The sequence below is a fragment of the Paenarthrobacter sp. TE3676 genome, assembly GCF_056279165.1.
In genome coordinates this window covers 26,416-42,842 of the sequence record NZ_JBWBQU010000006.1, presented here as the reverse complement: position 1 = coordinate 42,842, position 16,427 = coordinate 26,416, and the positions used below count along the sequence as shown (strand labels likewise).

Below are 16,427 nucleotides of genomic sequence, written 5' to 3'. Positions count from 1 at the left end.
CGACGGCGGGCGCCTCCCGTCGTCGTCGGCGTATGGTTAAGTCCCGGCTGCCTCTCGAAACGGACCAGTGTCATGGCGCGATTGATCATCATGGGCCCTCCGGGTTCCGGCAAAGGCACGCAGGCGGAGCATATCGCGCGGCATTTTGGGATCCCTGCCATTTCTACTGGTGAGCTGTTCCGCGCCCACGTCCTCGAGAAGACAGAGTTGGGTGCTGAAGCCAGCGGATATATGGATCGCGGCGAGTTTGTGCCGGACCACGTCACCACGGCCATGCTGAGGGTGCGGCTTGAAGAAGCCGATGCCGCGGCCGGTTTCCTCCTGGACGGCTATCCCAGGACCGTCATCCAGATTGGTGCGCTGGACGAGATCCTCGCTGATCGGCAGCAAGCCCTTGAAGTGGTCCTCGAACTAACGGGTTCCGATGATGAACTCATTGCCCGGATGTTGCTCCGAGCGCAGGAAGAGGGGCGCGCCGATGACACGGAACCCGTGATCCAACGCCGTCTGGAACTGTACCGGGACGAGACGCAACCGGTGCTGACAGCTTACGCGCACCGCGGGATTCTGCTCCGTATTGATGGATCCGGGCAACGGGAAACGATCACGAAGGCAGCGATTGCCGCGTTGGAGGGAGCGCTGAGGGGATAGCCGCTGGCGGGTTAGCCGCTGGCGGCAGTCGGAAGCTCGGCAGGGGGCAGCTCAGCTGCAAGGGAGCGCAGATACGCGGCGAATCCTTCCGGAGCACGGGCGTGCGTCCGCCCCGAGGTCAAAACGCGGATGGTGTCCGTGGCGGTGACCGCAAAACCATGCCGGCGGAGCCGCTCAACCAGGACGCGGTCCTCGTGGGCGCGCAGCGCCGGGAAGCCGCCTGCAGTGAGATAGGCCGAGGCACGGATGCCCAGATTGGCACCATAAATGTGCTGGTGATCCTCCCGAAACGGATGGAGTTCCAGCCAACGACGATGGATGGCGGGATCCATGTCTGCCGGATCGGGTTCCACCGATCCAAGAATGGCGTCCGCTCCCGCGCTGGCCAGTTCCACTTGCCGTGTCAACCAATGCTGCGGAACGGTGGAATCGGCGTCTGTGGTGGCCAGCCAAATACCCTCCGGCCCGTTCGCTGGCAGGCATTCCAATGCCGTGCGGAAACCAAAATCCCGGCTCGCCCCCGTGCTTCGGAGCTTGACGTTGACCACGCGGAAGCGAGGATCGTTGGAGACATGTGCGGCGGTGATCTCAGCCGAACGGTCACTGCAGTTATCCAACACCACAACGATCTTGGCTTCCATGGCGCGGTGTTGCTGTTCCAACGAATCAGCGGCCGTCTTCAGCGCGAGCAGGGCTTTGCCGATGTGTTGCTCCTCGTTGTGCGCAGGCATCACCACTCCCACGCTCTTGATATCGCGTCCGCCGGGCACGGTTATCCTGTCCTGCCCGGAGCGAGAAGGACCTCCAGCATGAAATCCTTCTCGCGGTAGAGTCCGTGCGTTGACCAGCCGGGTTGGTTGCGGGCCATCGCATGGACCGCCTCCGCATCCAATTCCCATCCGGAGATGGGGTGCCGCCAATGGCACAGGAGCAGTGTGCCGCCGGGACGGGTGGATGCTTCGATATTTGCCAGTAGTTCGGTGAGCTCATCCGGCGAAAGGTAATAGCCCGTCTCGGACAACACCACCAGATCGAAGGTACCCTCGGGCCACTCGCCGGGCATTGTGAGGTGTCTTGCCTCCGCGGAGGGGAACTGGGAAAGCCGCTCAGTTGCCTGGGCAAGTGCAGCACTGCTGGCGTCCACAGCCAGGAACTGACCGCAACGTTTTGCGAGCTCCTCGCTGAGGGTGCCAATGGAGCAACCTATTTCCAGGCCGGATTCATAAGATTCCTCAGGCAGAGCAGCCAAGGTCAGTGCCCTTTTGCGCCGTTCATACCAGCTGGTGGTGTAACTCCACGGATCGTCTGCCTTCGCATGGACCTCGTCGAAGATCCGCTCAGCGTCTGCAGCACTGTTGCTGCCCGCCTTGGAAGGATGCCAGGCGAAGGTTTCCCACGGCCTCTTGAAATGCTCAAGGAAGCCGTGGGACAGTAGCGTCTCATCGCCCGGCTTACTGGACAGCGGCTGCGTTTGCGAGGCGTGGGCGCTCATGGCGTTGGCCTTGGCTTGCTGTTCGTGGTTGTTCAATGGGACCCGAACCCACGACTCCCACGTTGCGTCATCCGGTCCTGACCATAGCCAGTACCAGATGGGATATTCCAGGAGCCCGTGACCGTCCTTGGTTGCGACTTCCGCGGCGACAGTGCCCAAAACGTCATGGTCCGTGTGCCCATCAGCACGGTACGGGGCCACAAGCACAACGTTCTCCGCGGCGTGGCCGAAGGACGCGACGGCTTCCCTGACGGCTTTGGCGATAACCTCGGTGTGGGCCGCAAGTTGCCCATCGGGAAGTTCCAGAAACCGCCATGTGGCGCTGGGAGCCAGCCCGGACACTCCCGTGTCGAACTCCGTGAGCCTGACAGCGGCAAGCTGTTCCGGCGTCGTGGTTTGTGAGTCCGGGTGCGACGCTTCGCCTGCAGTGCACAGCAAGAACTGCACTGCAGCTCCGGCTGCATGAAGTTTGGCCAGGAAGCCTCCGGCGCCAAGAGATTCGTCGTCCGGGTGCGCGGCCAGCACCACGAAGGCTGTGGCCGCAAGTTCGGTCTGGTCAAGCGGCAGTTCCGGCAGGGCTGCAACTCCGCTGACTGCCCATTCCGACTCGACTGTCCCGGTGTCCGTGTGCGAGAAAGCTACCACCAGCGGTCCCCTTTCAGAGCCAGTGCGCCCAGTTGGGCATCGTCCCTCATGGCGTGATGCTGCCGGATGTACAGCGACAGGTCCGCCATGCGCTTTCCATACGTCTCGTTGAAAGCCAGCGGCCCGGGACCGAGGTTTTGCGACACCAGCATTTGAACACGCTCGACGGCGGCGGCAACAGTCCCGCGCACACGAAGGGCTTCGCTCCAGGCGCTCGGGCCGTCAGGATCCGAGCCCTCCAACTCGCCGGCGTCGATGCGTTCTGCAGCGACTGCAAGATAGCCGGTAGCGGACGTGATGATCCGATCAATTTCGCCTAGGGAAGCCAGTGCAATCTGATCAGGTTCGCGCCCGTTGTCTGCAGCTTTGGCCAGGGCAGTTGCAAAATCACGCGCCACCGCGACGGCGCCACCCAGCCAGCATGCAGCCACGCCCATGCCACCCCATGCGAAGCCGGGACGCTTGAAATACCAGTCTTCTTGGCCCACTGGCTGGGCTGCGACCTGGTCAAAATGGACTGTCCCGCTGGGGATTTCCTGCAGGCCGCGGCTGGTCCACTGAGGCGTTTCGCAGGTAACTCCCGGGGCCTTCAGATTCACGGCGAAGGCACGCCGGCTGTTATCTCCAGCGTGCGCGGTGATCACGGCATGGTCCAGCTGCGCGGCCAGCGAACACCACGGCTTTGATCCGTTGAGTACGTAGTTGCCCTCAGCGTTGCTCTTGGCTTCAAGCTTCATTCCGGGGCCTTCCGCTGCGAAGACTCCCCATGTTCCTTCGTGTTCGCCGTCGGCTCCGGCTTGGGTTTCGGCTCCAGCCTGGACTCCGGCATGGGCTCCGGCTTGGGCGAGGATCGCCAGAGCATCGAGGTGCGGTTCGAGCACTCGTCCCGCAGCGACATCCACGGCAGTCACGGAGGCAAGGAGCTCCCACAGCTTGATGGTGCTTCCCTCGCCTGGTTTTGGCGCTGTCCGTCCAATATCCTCCGCGATGGCCAGCAACGCCGGCACGTCGCCTACTGCTCCCCGCACTTTTTTGAGCACGGGTTCCAGTGCTTGCAGCTGCGCGGGCTCAGAACTAATGCGGACGGGCTGGGCTTTGGAGTCGCTCATGAGACCCAGCCTATTCTAAGGAGCCTTAGGGTCTTGCCATGTTGGGCGTACAGCGAACGACGGCGGAGGTTCCCGCCGTCGTCCGCTTGGTTTTGTTTTTGGTCCTAGATGATCAGGTTCATGGCGTTCCAGCCGGACCCGACCAGCCCGCGGGGGAGCCAGCCGCCTTGGCCGTTGCTGGGGTAGAGCCACAGTGCGCCTCCGGCGTCGCGGGCCAGGAGGTCCACGTTGCCGTCACCGTTGAAGTCGCCCGGACCCACGATTGCGGTCATGGCGTTCCAGCCAAAGCCGACATGGGTAGGGCCATTGAAATCGTTGTAGGGCATTGGGGAACCAGCGTACTCATGAAGAGTTCCGGGCCCATCTACGGCCAGAAGATCAGGAACACCATCTTTTGAGAAGTCTCCGGGCCCCACTATTGTGGTCAGTACTTGCCACCCATTGGTGGTCCTGGACGGCGAAAGCCAGCCACCTTTGCCGTTGCCTCGGTAGAGCCAGAGATAGCCCGTTGCGTCCCGTGCTACCAGATCGGCATTTCCGTCCAGGTCGAGGTCCCCGACTGCCGTGACAGCGCTCATCGAATTCCATCCCTGTCCCACCTGGACTCGAGCGAACCAGCCGCCTCCGCCGTTACCGGGGTAAAGCCAGAGCGCGCCGTTGGCATCCCGTGCCAACAAATCCGCTTTGCCGTCACCATTAAAGTCTCCGGGGGCCACGATGGACGTCATAACATTCCAGCCCTGGCCCACATGAACTCGAGGAAGCCAGCCACCGGTGCCCTGGCCCGGATACAGCCACAGATTCCCGCTGCCATCGCGGGAAAGAACATCCGGCTTCTTATCGCCGTTGAAGTCGTGTGTGATGTCTTTAGGCCTGACGGTGATCGTGAAAGCTGAACTTACCGCATCAGGCCCGTAGGTGTTTGTGGCTGCGATGCGGAAGGTAAAGACTCCTGCCGTGGTGGGGGTACCAGAGAGATGCCCGTCCGGGTTCCATGATTCCAAAGTCAGGCCTGGAGGAAGCGCGCCCTCTGCGACTTTGAATTGCGGTGTAAGTGATCCGGTCGCCGTGAACCTGAACTTGTATTGATCGCCCACCCTGCCGTTGGTCGGGGGTGTGCCGGAAGTTAGTATTGGGCTGACGTTATTGCCATCAATGATGGTCACGTTCCCTTGCTGGGCGTCAGCAACGTAGACTGTATTGTTGGTTTCGCTAATCGCAATTCCCCTAGGGTAGCCAACGCCCTGAATTTTCCCTTCACTGCCGGTCAAGCCATTGAAGACGGAGACATAGTTGCTCGTTCCGCTGGTGGCATAGACCTTATTGGTTGCCTCATTGACCGCAATATCTGCGAAGTAGCTATATTTGCCGACGGGGAAATATTCGATCGTATTTTTTGCACCATCGAGCATCGTGAGGTGTGTTCCGGAATGGCTGACTGCATAGATGCGGTTTGTCTGGCGGTTTACTGCCATGATGCTTGGATTGGTGCCGGTCTCGACTGGAACAGTTTGGATCGTGTTGTCCGTCGCATCCAAGACGGTGATCGTGTCCGCTGCCTTGCTGCTGATATAGACCTTGTTCGTTGAGTCGTTGACCACAACTGAGTCCACGTAGTCACCGAGGTCGATGTGAGTCAATCCGCTGGTGGCACCGTCCAGGACTGCGAGTTCCCCCTGTCCACCAGTGATGTACACCTTGTTGGTAATCGTATTCAGGGCCATTGATATGGCGAAACGGGGGATTGCGAACGGCGCGGTGGTGACCGAATTAGTAGCGCCATCAATGATCGTCACGCCGTTAGCATGAGAGGCGTAAATCTTGTTTGTCTCCGCGTTGACCACGATGGATTTTATAGACTTAGGAGTTTCAATTTCTGTTGTTGCATTGGTTGCGCCGTTAATGACACTGATCAGCCCAACGCCCGAATGGGCGACGTAGACCCTGTTGGTTCTTTCATTTACTGCCATGTACTGGGGGTAGCCGGCGACTGGAATAGTTTTCGCCGTCTTGGTGCGCACGTTGACTTTAGTTACAAACGTGCCCATCCCTTGAGCGACGTAAACATCGTCAGTTGTACTATTGAATACCAGCTCACCGCTGTTAGGGGCCGGGATCCTGTCCGTGAGAATGTCCGCCTGCGCCGGCCCGGCTCCCACTCCTACGAGGACGCTCGCCGTCGTCAGCAAGACGAGAAGCCCGGCAGCAAGACGCCTCCCCGCGGCACCGACAAAAGACATGGATATACCCCGAGCGGCCGAGGCTCAACCCCCAATAATTCGATTCGCGACTATCGCTTCAACCAGCGAAGCTTACAGCCCGCAGCGCGCCGAATGTGATCCGGGTCCCAATGTTTCATCCAAGCGGTCAAAGCTTAGGACTCCCAACGCACTCCACCCCCACGAAAGTTCCTATTGGTCCCAACATGAAGCCGCATCTTCACAGCTTTTGTCATGCTTGTCACATCTGTTTGTCATTAACAGTGACAGGTTCCGTAGCTTGGAAGGGTCAGCAGTCCCAAGTCAGGAGCAACCATGCCGCAATCCAACGAATCCGCCACCGTTCCCGCCGACTCACACAGCCCGCCAGGAACCAAGGCCCGTAAGCCCACCTTCCTGAACAACCTCGGCGCGGACCTCCCGGCGTCCCTCGTCGTCTTCCTGGTCGCCCTTCCTCTTTCCCTGGGCATCGCCGCCGCCTCCGGCGCTCCCGTCATGGCAGGCCTCATCGCCGCAGCCGTCGGGGGCATCGTCGCGGGCAGCCTCGGGGGCTCCCCACTACAGGTGAGCGGCCCTGCCGCCGGCCTGACCGTCGTCGTTGCTGGTCTGGTTGATGAGTTCGGCTGGCAGGTGACGTGCGCAATCACCGCTGCTGCCGGCGTCGTGCAGCTGCTCATGGGTGTCAGCCGCATTGGCCGGGCGGCGCTGGCGGTGTCGCCGGTGGTGGTCAAGGCGATGCTCGCAGGCATTGGGATTACCATCATCCTCCAGCAACTTCATGTGCTTCTCGGCCGTCAGGCCGCGGGCTCAGCTATCGAAAACCTCACCGGGCTTCCATCGGCCATCACCAATGTTGAGCTCCACTCTGCGCTGCTGGGTCTGGCCGTCGTCGCAATGCTGCTGACGTGGAAGTTCCTCCCCGCTGCGGTGCGGAAAATCCCCGGACCGCTTGCCGCCGTCGTCGCGGTGACAGCACTGTCCGTCGCGGTTGCGCCAAGCGTGGAGCGTATCAGCTTCAGCGGTTCCATCTTCGACGCAGCCGCACTTCCCACCTTGCCCGACGGGAACTGGCGTGCCGCAGCCATGGCCGTCATTACGGTGGCCCTGATCGCGAGCATCGAGTCGCTCCTGTCAGCCGTTGCCGTGGACAAAATGGGCGGCTCGCGCACCAACCTCAACCGCGAACTCGTCGGCCAAGGCTCCGCGAACGTCGTTTCCGGCATGCTTGGCGGCCTTCCCGTGACGGGCGTGATCGTCCGCAGTGCCACCAACGTTGAAGCAGGTGCCGCAAGCCGCACATCGGCCATCCTGCACGGCGTCTGGGTTCTGGTGTTTTCTGCACTCTTTGCCGGCCTTATCCAACTGATCCCGTTGTCGGTGCTGGCCGGCCTGCTGTTGGTCATTGGTGCGAAACTCATCAAAGTCGCCGACATCCGGACCAGTCTCCGCACCGGCGATCTCCTGGTCTACAGCGTCACGCTGGTGTGCGTCGTGGTCCTCAACCTGCTCGAAGGCGTCATTATCGGCCTCGCGCTTGCTGCTCTCTGCGTGCTCTGGCGTGTGCTCCGGGCGCAGATCCACGCGCATGCTCCCGCTGCTGAGGCGCTGCCGTGGCGCGTCACCATCGCCGGCTCGTGCAGCTTCTTCGCGCTGCCCCGGCTCAACCGCGTCCTCCACTCTGTGCCCGAAGGCCAGGACGTCGTGGTGGAACTCAACGCCGACTACCTCGATCACGCCTTCCGCGAAGCCTTGGTCGCGTGGCAGAAGCAGCAACGGAATTCCGGCGCCTCCGTGATCCTTGAGGAGCACGGCACCACTGCCTTCAGCGACGCCGAGGACAACACGCCACAGCGCCAGGACCCGCGCGAATTCCCGCTGCCGCCCCGTACTTCCTGGCAGCCGCTTTCTGCGCGGGCCAACCAGGTAGATGATGACGACGACGGCGGGCAGCCGCCGCTGCGGTCCATCTGCCTTGGCATCGATAAGTATCACCGGCGGCACGCAGAGAAGGTCCGCCCGTTGGTTCAGGACCTCACCGACGGTCAGAACCCCGACACCCTGTTCGTTGCATGTGTGGACTCCCGGGTGAACCCCAACCTGATCACCAGCAGCGGACCGGGCGACCTCCTCACGCTTCGGAACATCGGCAACGTAGTGTGCAACGACGGCAGCGATGCTTCGATCGACTCGGCACTGTCCTTCGCCGTGAAGGGCTTGGCCGTGGACTCGATCGTGGTCTGCGGCCACTCCAACTGCGGCGCGATGAAGGCTGTCATTGCCGATGCTGAGGGTGCTTCGCCTGACATGGGCGACGGTTTCGATGAGTGGCTGGAGCATGCACGGCCGAGCTACTCTGCCCTGCTGGCCGGTCACCCGGTGGCTCTGGCTGCTTCCACTGAGGGCTACAGCCGCCTCGATCAGCTGAGCATGGTGAACGTTGCCCTCCAACTCCGGAAGCTGGAACAACACCCGGTCACCGGCCCGGCCCTGGCTTCCGGTCGGGTGCAGGCCACTGGTTTGTTCTACGACATTTGCACGGCGCGCGTTGTCTTGGTGACGCCGGAAGGCATCGAGCAACTGGATCCGAGCATGGCGGTCCGCGCGTAGCTCCTCATTCGGGCCGCCGGACCCGGGCCGCCACCACCCACATTGAGCTGCATTCAGCCCCGACACGCCCCTAGCGGCGGCGTGTTGGGGCTGCTGCAATTTCAAAGTGGGTGGTGGCGGTACATGCGCCGCAGCGGGTTTCAACCAACGAGCGCCGGGGTACGGGGGTTAACCTCAGCAACGTGCGGAATACTGGATTCGGAACCACGATTTCCGGCAGGCGAAGGCTGCCGTGTGAGGAGGTGGCGGGAACGTGAACGCCGAGAACAACGCCTTCAGGCGCAAGCTCGAGAGGGGCGCGGAACTGCGGGCGGTGCGCTCCTGGGGCGGAAATGCCGAGGAAGATGCAGAGCTTGAGGCCGCGGATGCCGAAGAACGCGAGAAACGCCGCAAGGTAGACGACGCTGCCCGGGTTGAGTACCTCATCCGGGACGCCATGAACCAAGGCAAGTTCGACAACCTGAAGTATGCCGGCAAGCCAATCCCCGGCTTGGGGGAGCACTACGACCCCGACTGGTGGGTCAAGGGACTCATCCAGCGGGAACGGCTGAGCGGGATCGGCCCGCCCGCCATTTTGCTACGGATCGAGGACTCTGAGCTCGACGCCAAGCTGGACCAGCAGTACACGGACAAGCAGGTCCGGGACATCCTCGAGGACTTCAACAAACGCGTGATCGAGGCGCGCAGGCAACTACAAGGCGGGCCTCCAGTGATCACCAGGCTCCGTGATGTGGAGGCCGAGGTGGAAAAGTGGCGGAAGCGCAGGGCCGCAGCTGCACCGCCCGAGCCGGAGTCTGAGCCGCCCGGCAAACGAACGTGGTGGCAGCGCCTGTGGAACGGCTCCGGCTAGCCCAACTGAGTCGCAGTTGATGTCGTTTTGAGACGTCAGAACGACATTAACTGCTACCTACTTGGGCGGGGACGGCACAAACAGCAGACGACGGCGGAACCCAGGTTCCGCCGTCGGCTGCTGTTCTGCGAAGGGGCCCTTAGGCGAAGCTGTCCTCCTTGGCCTCCGGAACGGCCGCAGGCGGCTTCCGCGCAACCAGGGCCGAGAGGTGCGCCTGCTGTTGGCGGAAGTGGCCGTGGGCGGTGAGGCCGAACTCGTAGGCGGACTCGGCGTGCTGGGTGAGGTCGACGCCGGTGACTTCGTGCTCCAAGGGAACCCGGAATCCGATGGTCTTGTGGATAGCCCGGCCGATCACCAGCGTGCCCAAACCGGACAGGGCGATGGTGATCAACACGGCGACTGTCTGGGCAATAAGCTGCTGCGGGCCGCCACCGTAAAGGAGGCCGCCAGCCGTGCCCTCGGTGGGGAAGGCGATGAAACCCAAGGACAGTGTGCCGATGACGCCGGCGCCGAAGTGCACGCCCACCACGTCCAGGGAGTCGTCGAAACCGAACCTGTACTTCAGGTCAACGAACCATGCGCAGGCGGCGCCGGCAACAAGGCCCAGCCCGAGGGCGGCAAGAGGGCTGATGTTGGCGCAGGAAGGCGTGATGGCCACCAAGCCAGCCACGACGCCGGACGCCGCACCCAGCGACGTCGGGTGTCCGTGACGGATCTTCTCGACAACGAGCCAGCTGAGCATTGCCGCTGCCGGTGTGACCAAGGTGTTGATCCAGATGAGGCCGGCCTGCTCGGCCGTGGTTGCTGCGCCGCCGTTGAAGCCGAACCAGCCGAACCAGAGGATGGCCGCGCCAATCATGATGAACGGCACGTTGTGCGGGCGGTGGTTGGGGTCCTTGGCGAATCCGTGACGCTTACCCACGATCAATGCGAGGACGAAAGCGGCGGTTCCGGAACTGACCTCAACCACTGCTCCGCCGGCGAAGTCGATGACCTGGCCGAAGATTTGGGTCACGGCACCCCCGGCGCTCATGAGGCCACCGCCCCAGATCATGTAGGCCAGCGGGCAGTAAACCACGGTGATCCAGATCGGAACGAACAGTGCCCAAGCGCCGAACTTGGCGCGGTCGGCGATCGCACCGCTGATGAGTGCCACGGTGATGATGGCGAAAGTGGCGGCGAAGCCGGCCTTGATGAGATCAGGCGAGCCGATCAGGTCCTGGAGGCCGAAGTGCGCGAAGGGGTTGCCGAACAGGCCGAGGAAGCCGTCGCCGGTGGTCATCGAGTAGCCCCACAGGACCCACACCACGCCCACGATGCCCGCCGAGATGAAGCTCATCATGATCATGTTGAGCGCAGCCTTTGCTCGGGTCATGCCACCGTAAAAAAGGCCGAGGCCGGGGGTCATGAACAGCACCATTGCCGCCGACAACATCATCCAGACGTGTTGCGCAGAGATCTCCACCTGCGTTCCCTTCTCATTGAGCCTGTCCGAAACGGGGCCGTTGTTCCGGCCCACGCCAACCCCCCGATCAATATTCGGTGAGCTATGTTTCCGACTCAGAAGAGCTAAGTTGCAGGTAAGTTACAGAAATCCCCCGTTCGTGAAGATCACGTCACTGCCATGTTTCGGGGATGTTAACGGCGCTTCTCTTGCGGCCCGGCTGGATAGCCTCCGCGTCGGCTGGCGATGATGATCACCAAGGCGATCGCTGTGGGCAGGGCCGCGGCCAGAGGCACAAGTTGGGCACCGACTGTGGTGAGGGCGAAAGCTCCGTACACGGCGCCGACGGCGATACCCAGCTGGATGGTCACCACGGTGAGCCCGTTGGCAGCATCCTTGTGCTCGCCACCTGCACGGAGAATCGCGGCCTGGTTGTAAATGCCCACCGCACCGAACGCAATGCCCCACAGCGTCATCAGCCCGAACGCCCCCACCCAGGTGCCGCCCAGCGCAGGCAGCAGGGCGAACGCAAGGGTCAAAAGTCCGACGGCGGCAATCACCGAGGTGCGTGGGCGGGAGTCAGCCGTCATGCCGGCAATCCAAATACCTACAAGGCTGGCGATTCCCACCACGGACAGGGAGATGCTCGTTGCAGATTCCGGCAGACCCGAGGCGAGCAAGAACGGAGCCACGTAGGTGAACAGCGTGAAGTGGGCAAGCAACAGAAGTGGCCACGCGACGGCCACAGCAATCACGCCGGGCAGTTTCATTGCCGCACGGAGGGACGGAGTCTTCTGGCTGGCTTGGTCATGCGCGCCCGGGAGAAGCCAGAACGCCAGAACTGCCAGGAGCGCGCCCACTCCGGCAAGGACCAAGAACGAGGCCCGCCACGTCATGAGTGAACCCATCAGCGTCCCAATGGGAGCGCCGACGGCCAACGCGATGCTGTTGCCGCTGAACACAACAGCCATGGCCTTGCCCACGGAATGTGCTGGAACGATGCGCGCCACATACGGCGCCATGCTGGACCACAACATTCCGTGCGCGATGCCGCCAAGGAGCCGCGCCCCGATCGCCCAACCCAACGTGGGGCTGAGTGCGAGGAGCACGTTGCTGAGGGCAAACGCCAGAACAGTGGCGATTAGCAGGGTCTTGCGTGGAACCCGTCCGGCAAGGAACCGGGAGAGCGGCAAGGCCGTGAAGACGATGATTGCCGCGTAGACCGCAGTCAAGGAACCCACAGCCGATTCGTCCACGTCGAGATCACGGCTGATTTGGGGGAGCAGACCCGAGGGCAGGAGTTCGGTGGTCACTGCGGTGAAACCGGCAGCCGCCAGTACCAAGAGGCCGCCCCACGGGATCTTCTTCGGTTGTTGCGTTTCAGCACGCGACGCCTTGGATGATGGCGTTCCGACGACCACGGGGTGCTGCTTCAAAGATTGCTCCTCTGGAATGATTCTGGGGGTTTTGTAGGGATCCCTACAACGTTATGCAGCCACGGTGATGCGAGGGAGTCTCTGTCAGAAACCCCCTCAGGTTTGCAACACACTTTGTCCGTCAGCCATTCCTCGCGCAGACTGGGCCTGTGAAGCCCTTCCTCTTGCTGGCCACCCGCGCCGAAGATGCCGCAGCCGATGACGAGTACCAGGCCTACCTCCGGTACTGCGGCCTGAAACCGGAGGAATTGGTTCGTATTCGGCTGGAATCCGGGCCTTTGCCTCCCCTTGAACTGTCCGACTATTCCGGCGTGATCGTCGGTGGCAGCCCCTACACGTCCAGCGATCCTGTGGAGGAAAAGAGCGCGGACCAGATCCGGGTTGAGACGGAACTCTCATCACTCCTGGACCGAATCGTGGCCGATGACTTCCCTTTTCTGGGGGCTTGCTACGGCGTCGGCACCCTGGGCGTGCACCAAGGCGCCGTGATAGATCGCCGATTCGGCGAAGCAGTGGGGCCAACGGAGATCACGCTGACTGCAGAGGGGGAGCAGGATCCCATGCTTAGCGGCGTCCCCCACACCTTCGAGGCGTTCGTTGGGCACAAAGAAGCGTGCAGCCAGCTTCCCGAGCACGCTGTGCTGTTGGCCAGTTCAGAGGCGTGCCCGGTGCACATGTTCCGAATCAAGAACAACCTCTACGCCACGCAGTTCCACCCTGAACTCGACGCCGACGGCCTGATCACCCGCATCAACATCTACAAGAATGCCGGTTACTTCCCGCCCCACACAGCCGATGAACTCATCGAGACGGCCCGCCAGTCATCCGTGACCGAACCCATGCGGGTGCTCCGGAACTTCACGAAGCGCTACGCCCGCTAGACCCTTGAGTTGTGGGGCCTGCTGTGCAGCCTTTGGCGAAGGAATTGTGCGCAGAATAGGCCTCGCAACGTGGGGTGGTTTGTTGTGGGGCCTGCTGTGCAGCCTTTGGCGAAGGAATTGTGCGCAGAATAGGCCTCGCAACGTGGGGTGGGGGGTCACCGCCGCGTCAGCGTAGGAGTCGCCGGAACGGTGGGCGCCGGGGACGGTGGTGGAGCCGGTGCCACGAACGGCCCGCTCGGGTACAGTGCCACAGCTTCCACCATGTAGTTGGCCCATTGCGGCCCGGCGATCATGTACCCGTCCAAGGATTTGTAGAACTTGCCGTTGATGGTGACGTTCTGCCCGGCCCGCTGTTGTCCCGCCGTCGTATCGCCAAAGAACGACGCCGTGGCGAGGGTCGTGGTGTAACCAGCCACCCACGTAGCTCCGTTGTTGTTGGACGTCCCCGTCTTTGCGGCCACGGGGACCTTGGTGTGGACCTTGGGTTCAATCCAGACGCCGGAACCCACCTTCATCACATCCTGCAGGACGGCGTTCACACCTCGAGCCACGGCCGGTTTCACGGCTTCCCGGCACTCCGGTGTTTGGGCTTCGTACTCCCTGCCTTGGGAATCGCTGATCCCGGTGATGGCAATGGGCTTGCAGTAGGTGCCGTCATTGGCAAAGGTGGCGTAGGCGCTGGCCAGAACCATGGGGGCCACGCCGATGGAACCAAGGAGATTGCCGATCTGGTGCATGTTCACCGGCGCGTTGTCCAAACCGCTGTGGAGGCCAACGGCGTCCACCATCTTCTGGATCCCGCAGAAGTCCAGCTGGGCGGCGGTGGCGAAGGTAGCGGTGTTAATGGAGTTGTAGAGACCGTAGTTGATGGGCATCGGCCGGTAGTAGCCGTCTTCGTTGTTCTGCAGATCGTCGTCGGCCCCAAGGTTCTGGGCTTTCTGGGCGGTGCTGTAACCACCAAGGACCTTGCCGCAGCTCGATCGCCATGGGAAACCAACCGGGTACACCCTTCGGGAAGCATCCACCACCGCGGTGGGGTGCTTGCCCTCATTGAGCCACTCGGCGTAGATGAACGGTTTCATGGTTGAACCGGGCTGGAAACCGCCCGCACCATTGAGGTCGTAGCCGTTCTCGTCTTTGGCATCCACATTGAAGTTCAGCTGGGTGTCGTACTTCCCTTCCTGGGGCACGAACACCGTGTTTTGGGCCATCGCCAGGATCTTCCCCGTGCCCGGCTGAACAGTGGTCATCGCTGCGCCCCACTTGTCCGGGTTGGCTCCGGCGGACGCGTCCACTTGTTGCTGGGCGAGATTCTGGAGGCGACTATCCAACGTGGTGGTGATGGTCAGGCCACCGCGGTAGAGGAGCCGCTCACGTTCCTCCAACGTTGAACCGAAGGCCTCGTTGTTCAGGATGAGGTGGGAAACGTAGTCGCAGAAGTAGGTGGCGAACGATGTGCCCGCACACCCTTGCAGGGAAGGAGTGATGTCCAGTTCGATAGGTGTGGCCACCGCTACGCCGTGGTCCACAGCCGTGATCTTGCCCTGTTCCAGCATCCGGTCCAACACCAGATTGCGGCGGTCGAGTGCAGCCTGGGGATCGGCAATGGGGTCATAAATGCTGGGGCCATTGACCAAACCGGCCAGGAGGGCTGCTTGGGGCAGGGTCAGATCCATGGCGGAGGTGCTAAAGAAGTAGCGGGATGCGGCCTCGATGCCGTAGGCGTTCCGGTTGAAGAACACGATGTTCAGGTAGCCCTCGAGGATCTGGTCCTTGCTGAAGCGTTTTTCCAGTTCAAGGGCAAGCTTGATTTCGCGTAATTTGTCGCCCACGGTCTTCTGTCCGCTGAGCACAACGTCCTCCGGACGTCCTTCGGACAGGCGTGACTCGTTGAGGACGTTGGTGACGTATTGCTGGGTCAGCGTGGAGGCGCCTTGCCGGGTGCCTTGGGTCAAGTTGGAGCTCAGGGCCCGCATGATGCCTTGGGCGTCCACACCCGCATGCTCGTAGAAGCGGCTGTCCTCGATAGCGATGATCGCCTCACGGATGAACGGCGACATCTCCTCCAGGGGGACTTTCATCCGGTTCTCGGCGAAGAAGGTGGCTATTAGTTGCCCGTCTGCAGAGACTACCGTGCTGGAAAGCGAGGGGGAATCGACGTCGAGCTCGGCCGGCAGGCTTTGATAAAACCCTACGGACCCGCCCACGGTGGTGCTGGTGAAGGCAACTACGGGGGCCAGGAATCCTGTGATCAGCACCCCGCAGAGAATGCTCACGAAGAAGAACCCGAAGACCCTCAAGAGGACCTTGCCCAGACTTATCTTTGGATCCTTGTTCCGCTTCATTTTCGTGCCACTCCCTAGGGATGTCAGGCTGAAAAGTAGCTACAGAATACGTCCGCCAACGCTGTGGTGCTATGGGTTTGACGCCCTATTATGGTCCCAAATCGGACTCAATCCAGCGGCAGCGTAACCCTCACAGTGGTGCCCCGCCCAACCGCAGAATCGATGTCTACTGTCCCGCCGGCGTCGTGCACCGCAATGGACATCAGCAACAATCCGAAACCGTGCCGCCGGCCGCTGGGAGCCGCGTGAATCTCGAAACCGGTGCCATCATCCGTGATGGTGATCTGGATGCCGTGGTAAACGGCGTTGAGCCGGACGGTGAGCTGGCTGGCGTTTGCGTAGTTGAGGGTGTTGCTGAAGGTCTCCTGCGCCACGTGATACAGGAGGGCGGCGGCGGAGGACGAGATCTCGATGCCGTGATGGGGAGTGTGCCAGTGCACTGTGACGCCTGCACGTCGGAGCGGGGCTGCCAGCCGGTCGATGCATCCTGCGACACCCAGGGCGTAGAAATCCACGGGGTGCTGGTCCTGGATGATGCCCTTGACGGAGACCACCTCGGTTAATGCTGATGCCTGTTCCATTGCTTCCCCCACATCGTCGTGTTTCATACTGGAAATTCGTTGCCGAAACCCCTATGTATTGGTGCTTCGTCTGCTTCCAGCGTGGCGCTGCTATATCAAGGAAGCTTTGCGATTGGCTCAAGTTCGCATCAAGTTTGTGGGGGAGGCTTGAGGACCTCCTGCGGGTT

12 protein-coding genes are annotated in these 16,427 nt (G+C 61.9%); 4 read left to right on the top strand and 8 right to left on the bottom strand.

The annotated features are described in order from the left end of the window. Positions 1-72 precede the first annotated feature (72 nt). Complete coding sequence (locus ACZ881_RS14835) at positions 73-651, top strand: adenylate kinase (RefSeq protein WP_179017633.1); 579 nt, start codon at positions 73-75, stop codon at positions 649-651. A gap of 11 nt (positions 652-662) precedes the next feature. Here ACZ881_RS14835 and ACZ881_RS14830 read toward each other — a convergent pair whose 3' ends face one another. The 4 genes from ACZ881_RS14830 to ACZ881_RS14815 form a co-directional block, all read right to left on the bottom strand. Next, positions 663-1,421 carry a glycosyltransferase family 2 protein gene (locus tag ACZ881_RS14830; protein WP_476116555.1) on the bottom strand — a complete coding sequence of 253 codons (759 nt, stop codon included), beginning with the start codon at positions 1,419-1,421 and terminating at the stop codon, positions 663-665. A gap of 2 nt (positions 1,422-1,423) precedes the next feature. Beyond that, positions 1,424-2,788, bottom strand: coding sequence for a PIG-L family deacetylase (locus tag ACZ881_RS14825; protein WP_476116554.1), 1,365 nt, complete (start codon positions 2,786-2,788; stop codon positions 1,424-1,426). After that, on the bottom strand, positions 2,782-3,897 hold the full coding sequence (locus tag ACZ881_RS14820) for an acyl-CoA dehydrogenase family protein (RefSeq protein WP_476116551.1): 1,116 nt from the start codon (positions 3,895-3,897) through the stop codon (positions 2,782-2,784). Before ACZ881_RS14820 ends, ACZ881_RS14825 begins: the two co-directional genes overlap by 7 nt. 104 nt (positions 3,898-4,001) lie before the next feature. Then, positions 4,002-5,945, bottom strand: coding sequence for an FG-GAP-like repeat-containing protein (locus tag ACZ881_RS14815; RefSeq protein WP_476116549.1), 1,944 nt, complete (start codon positions 5,943-5,945; stop codon positions 4,002-4,004). 486 nt (positions 5,946-6,431) lie between these two features. Between ACZ881_RS14815 and ACZ881_RS14810 the strand changes: the two genes are divergently transcribed. Both ACZ881_RS14810 and ACZ881_RS14805 read left to right on the top strand, forming a co-directional pair. Continuing rightward, positions 6,432-8,723, top strand: coding sequence for a SulP family inorganic anion transporter (locus ACZ881_RS14810; RefSeq protein WP_476116547.1), 2,292 nt, complete (start codon positions 6,432-6,434; stop codon positions 8,721-8,723). 253 nt (positions 8,724-8,976) lie between these two features. Further along, on the top strand, positions 8,977-9,573 hold the full coding sequence (locus ACZ881_RS14805; RefSeq protein WP_476116545.1) for a DnaJ family domain-containing protein: 597 nt from the start codon (positions 8,977-8,979) through the stop codon (positions 9,571-9,573). 139 nt (positions 9,574-9,712) lie between these two features. Here ACZ881_RS14805 and ACZ881_RS14800 read toward each other — a convergent pair whose 3' ends face one another. Next, positions 9,713-11,038, bottom strand: coding sequence for an ammonium transporter (locus tag ACZ881_RS14800; RefSeq protein ID WP_476117022.1), 1,326 nt, complete (start codon positions 11,036-11,038; stop codon positions 9,713-9,715). Positions 11,039-11,211: 173 nt separating this feature from the next. After that, on the bottom strand, positions 11,212-12,438 hold the full coding sequence (locus tag ACZ881_RS14795) for an MFS transporter (protein WP_476117020.1): 1,227 nt from the start codon (positions 12,436-12,438) through the stop codon (positions 11,212-11,214). A 164-nt stretch (positions 12,439-12,602) separates the two neighbouring features. Here ACZ881_RS14795 and ACZ881_RS14790 point away from each other — a divergent pair, with 164 nt between their 5' ends. Then, positions 12,603-13,334 (top strand): glutamine amidotransferase, encoded by a 732-nt coding sequence (locus ACZ881_RS14790; protein WP_091470345.1) that lies wholly within the window; start codon positions 12,603-12,605, stop codon positions 13,332-13,334. 155 nt (positions 13,335-13,489) lie between these two features. Here ACZ881_RS14790 and ACZ881_RS14785 read toward each other — a convergent pair whose 3' ends face one another. After that, a complete protein-coding gene (locus ACZ881_RS14785) occupies positions 13,490-15,679 on the bottom strand; it encodes a transglycosylase domain-containing protein (RefSeq protein ID WP_476116543.1) in 2,190 nt (729 codons plus the stop codon). Between the two features lie 107 nt (positions 15,680-15,786). Next, on the bottom strand, positions 15,787-16,287 hold the full coding sequence (locus ACZ881_RS14780; protein ID WP_476116541.1) for a sensor histidine kinase: 501 nt from the start codon (positions 16,285-16,287) through the stop codon (positions 15,787-15,789). Positions 16,288-16,427 lie beyond the last annotated feature (140 nt).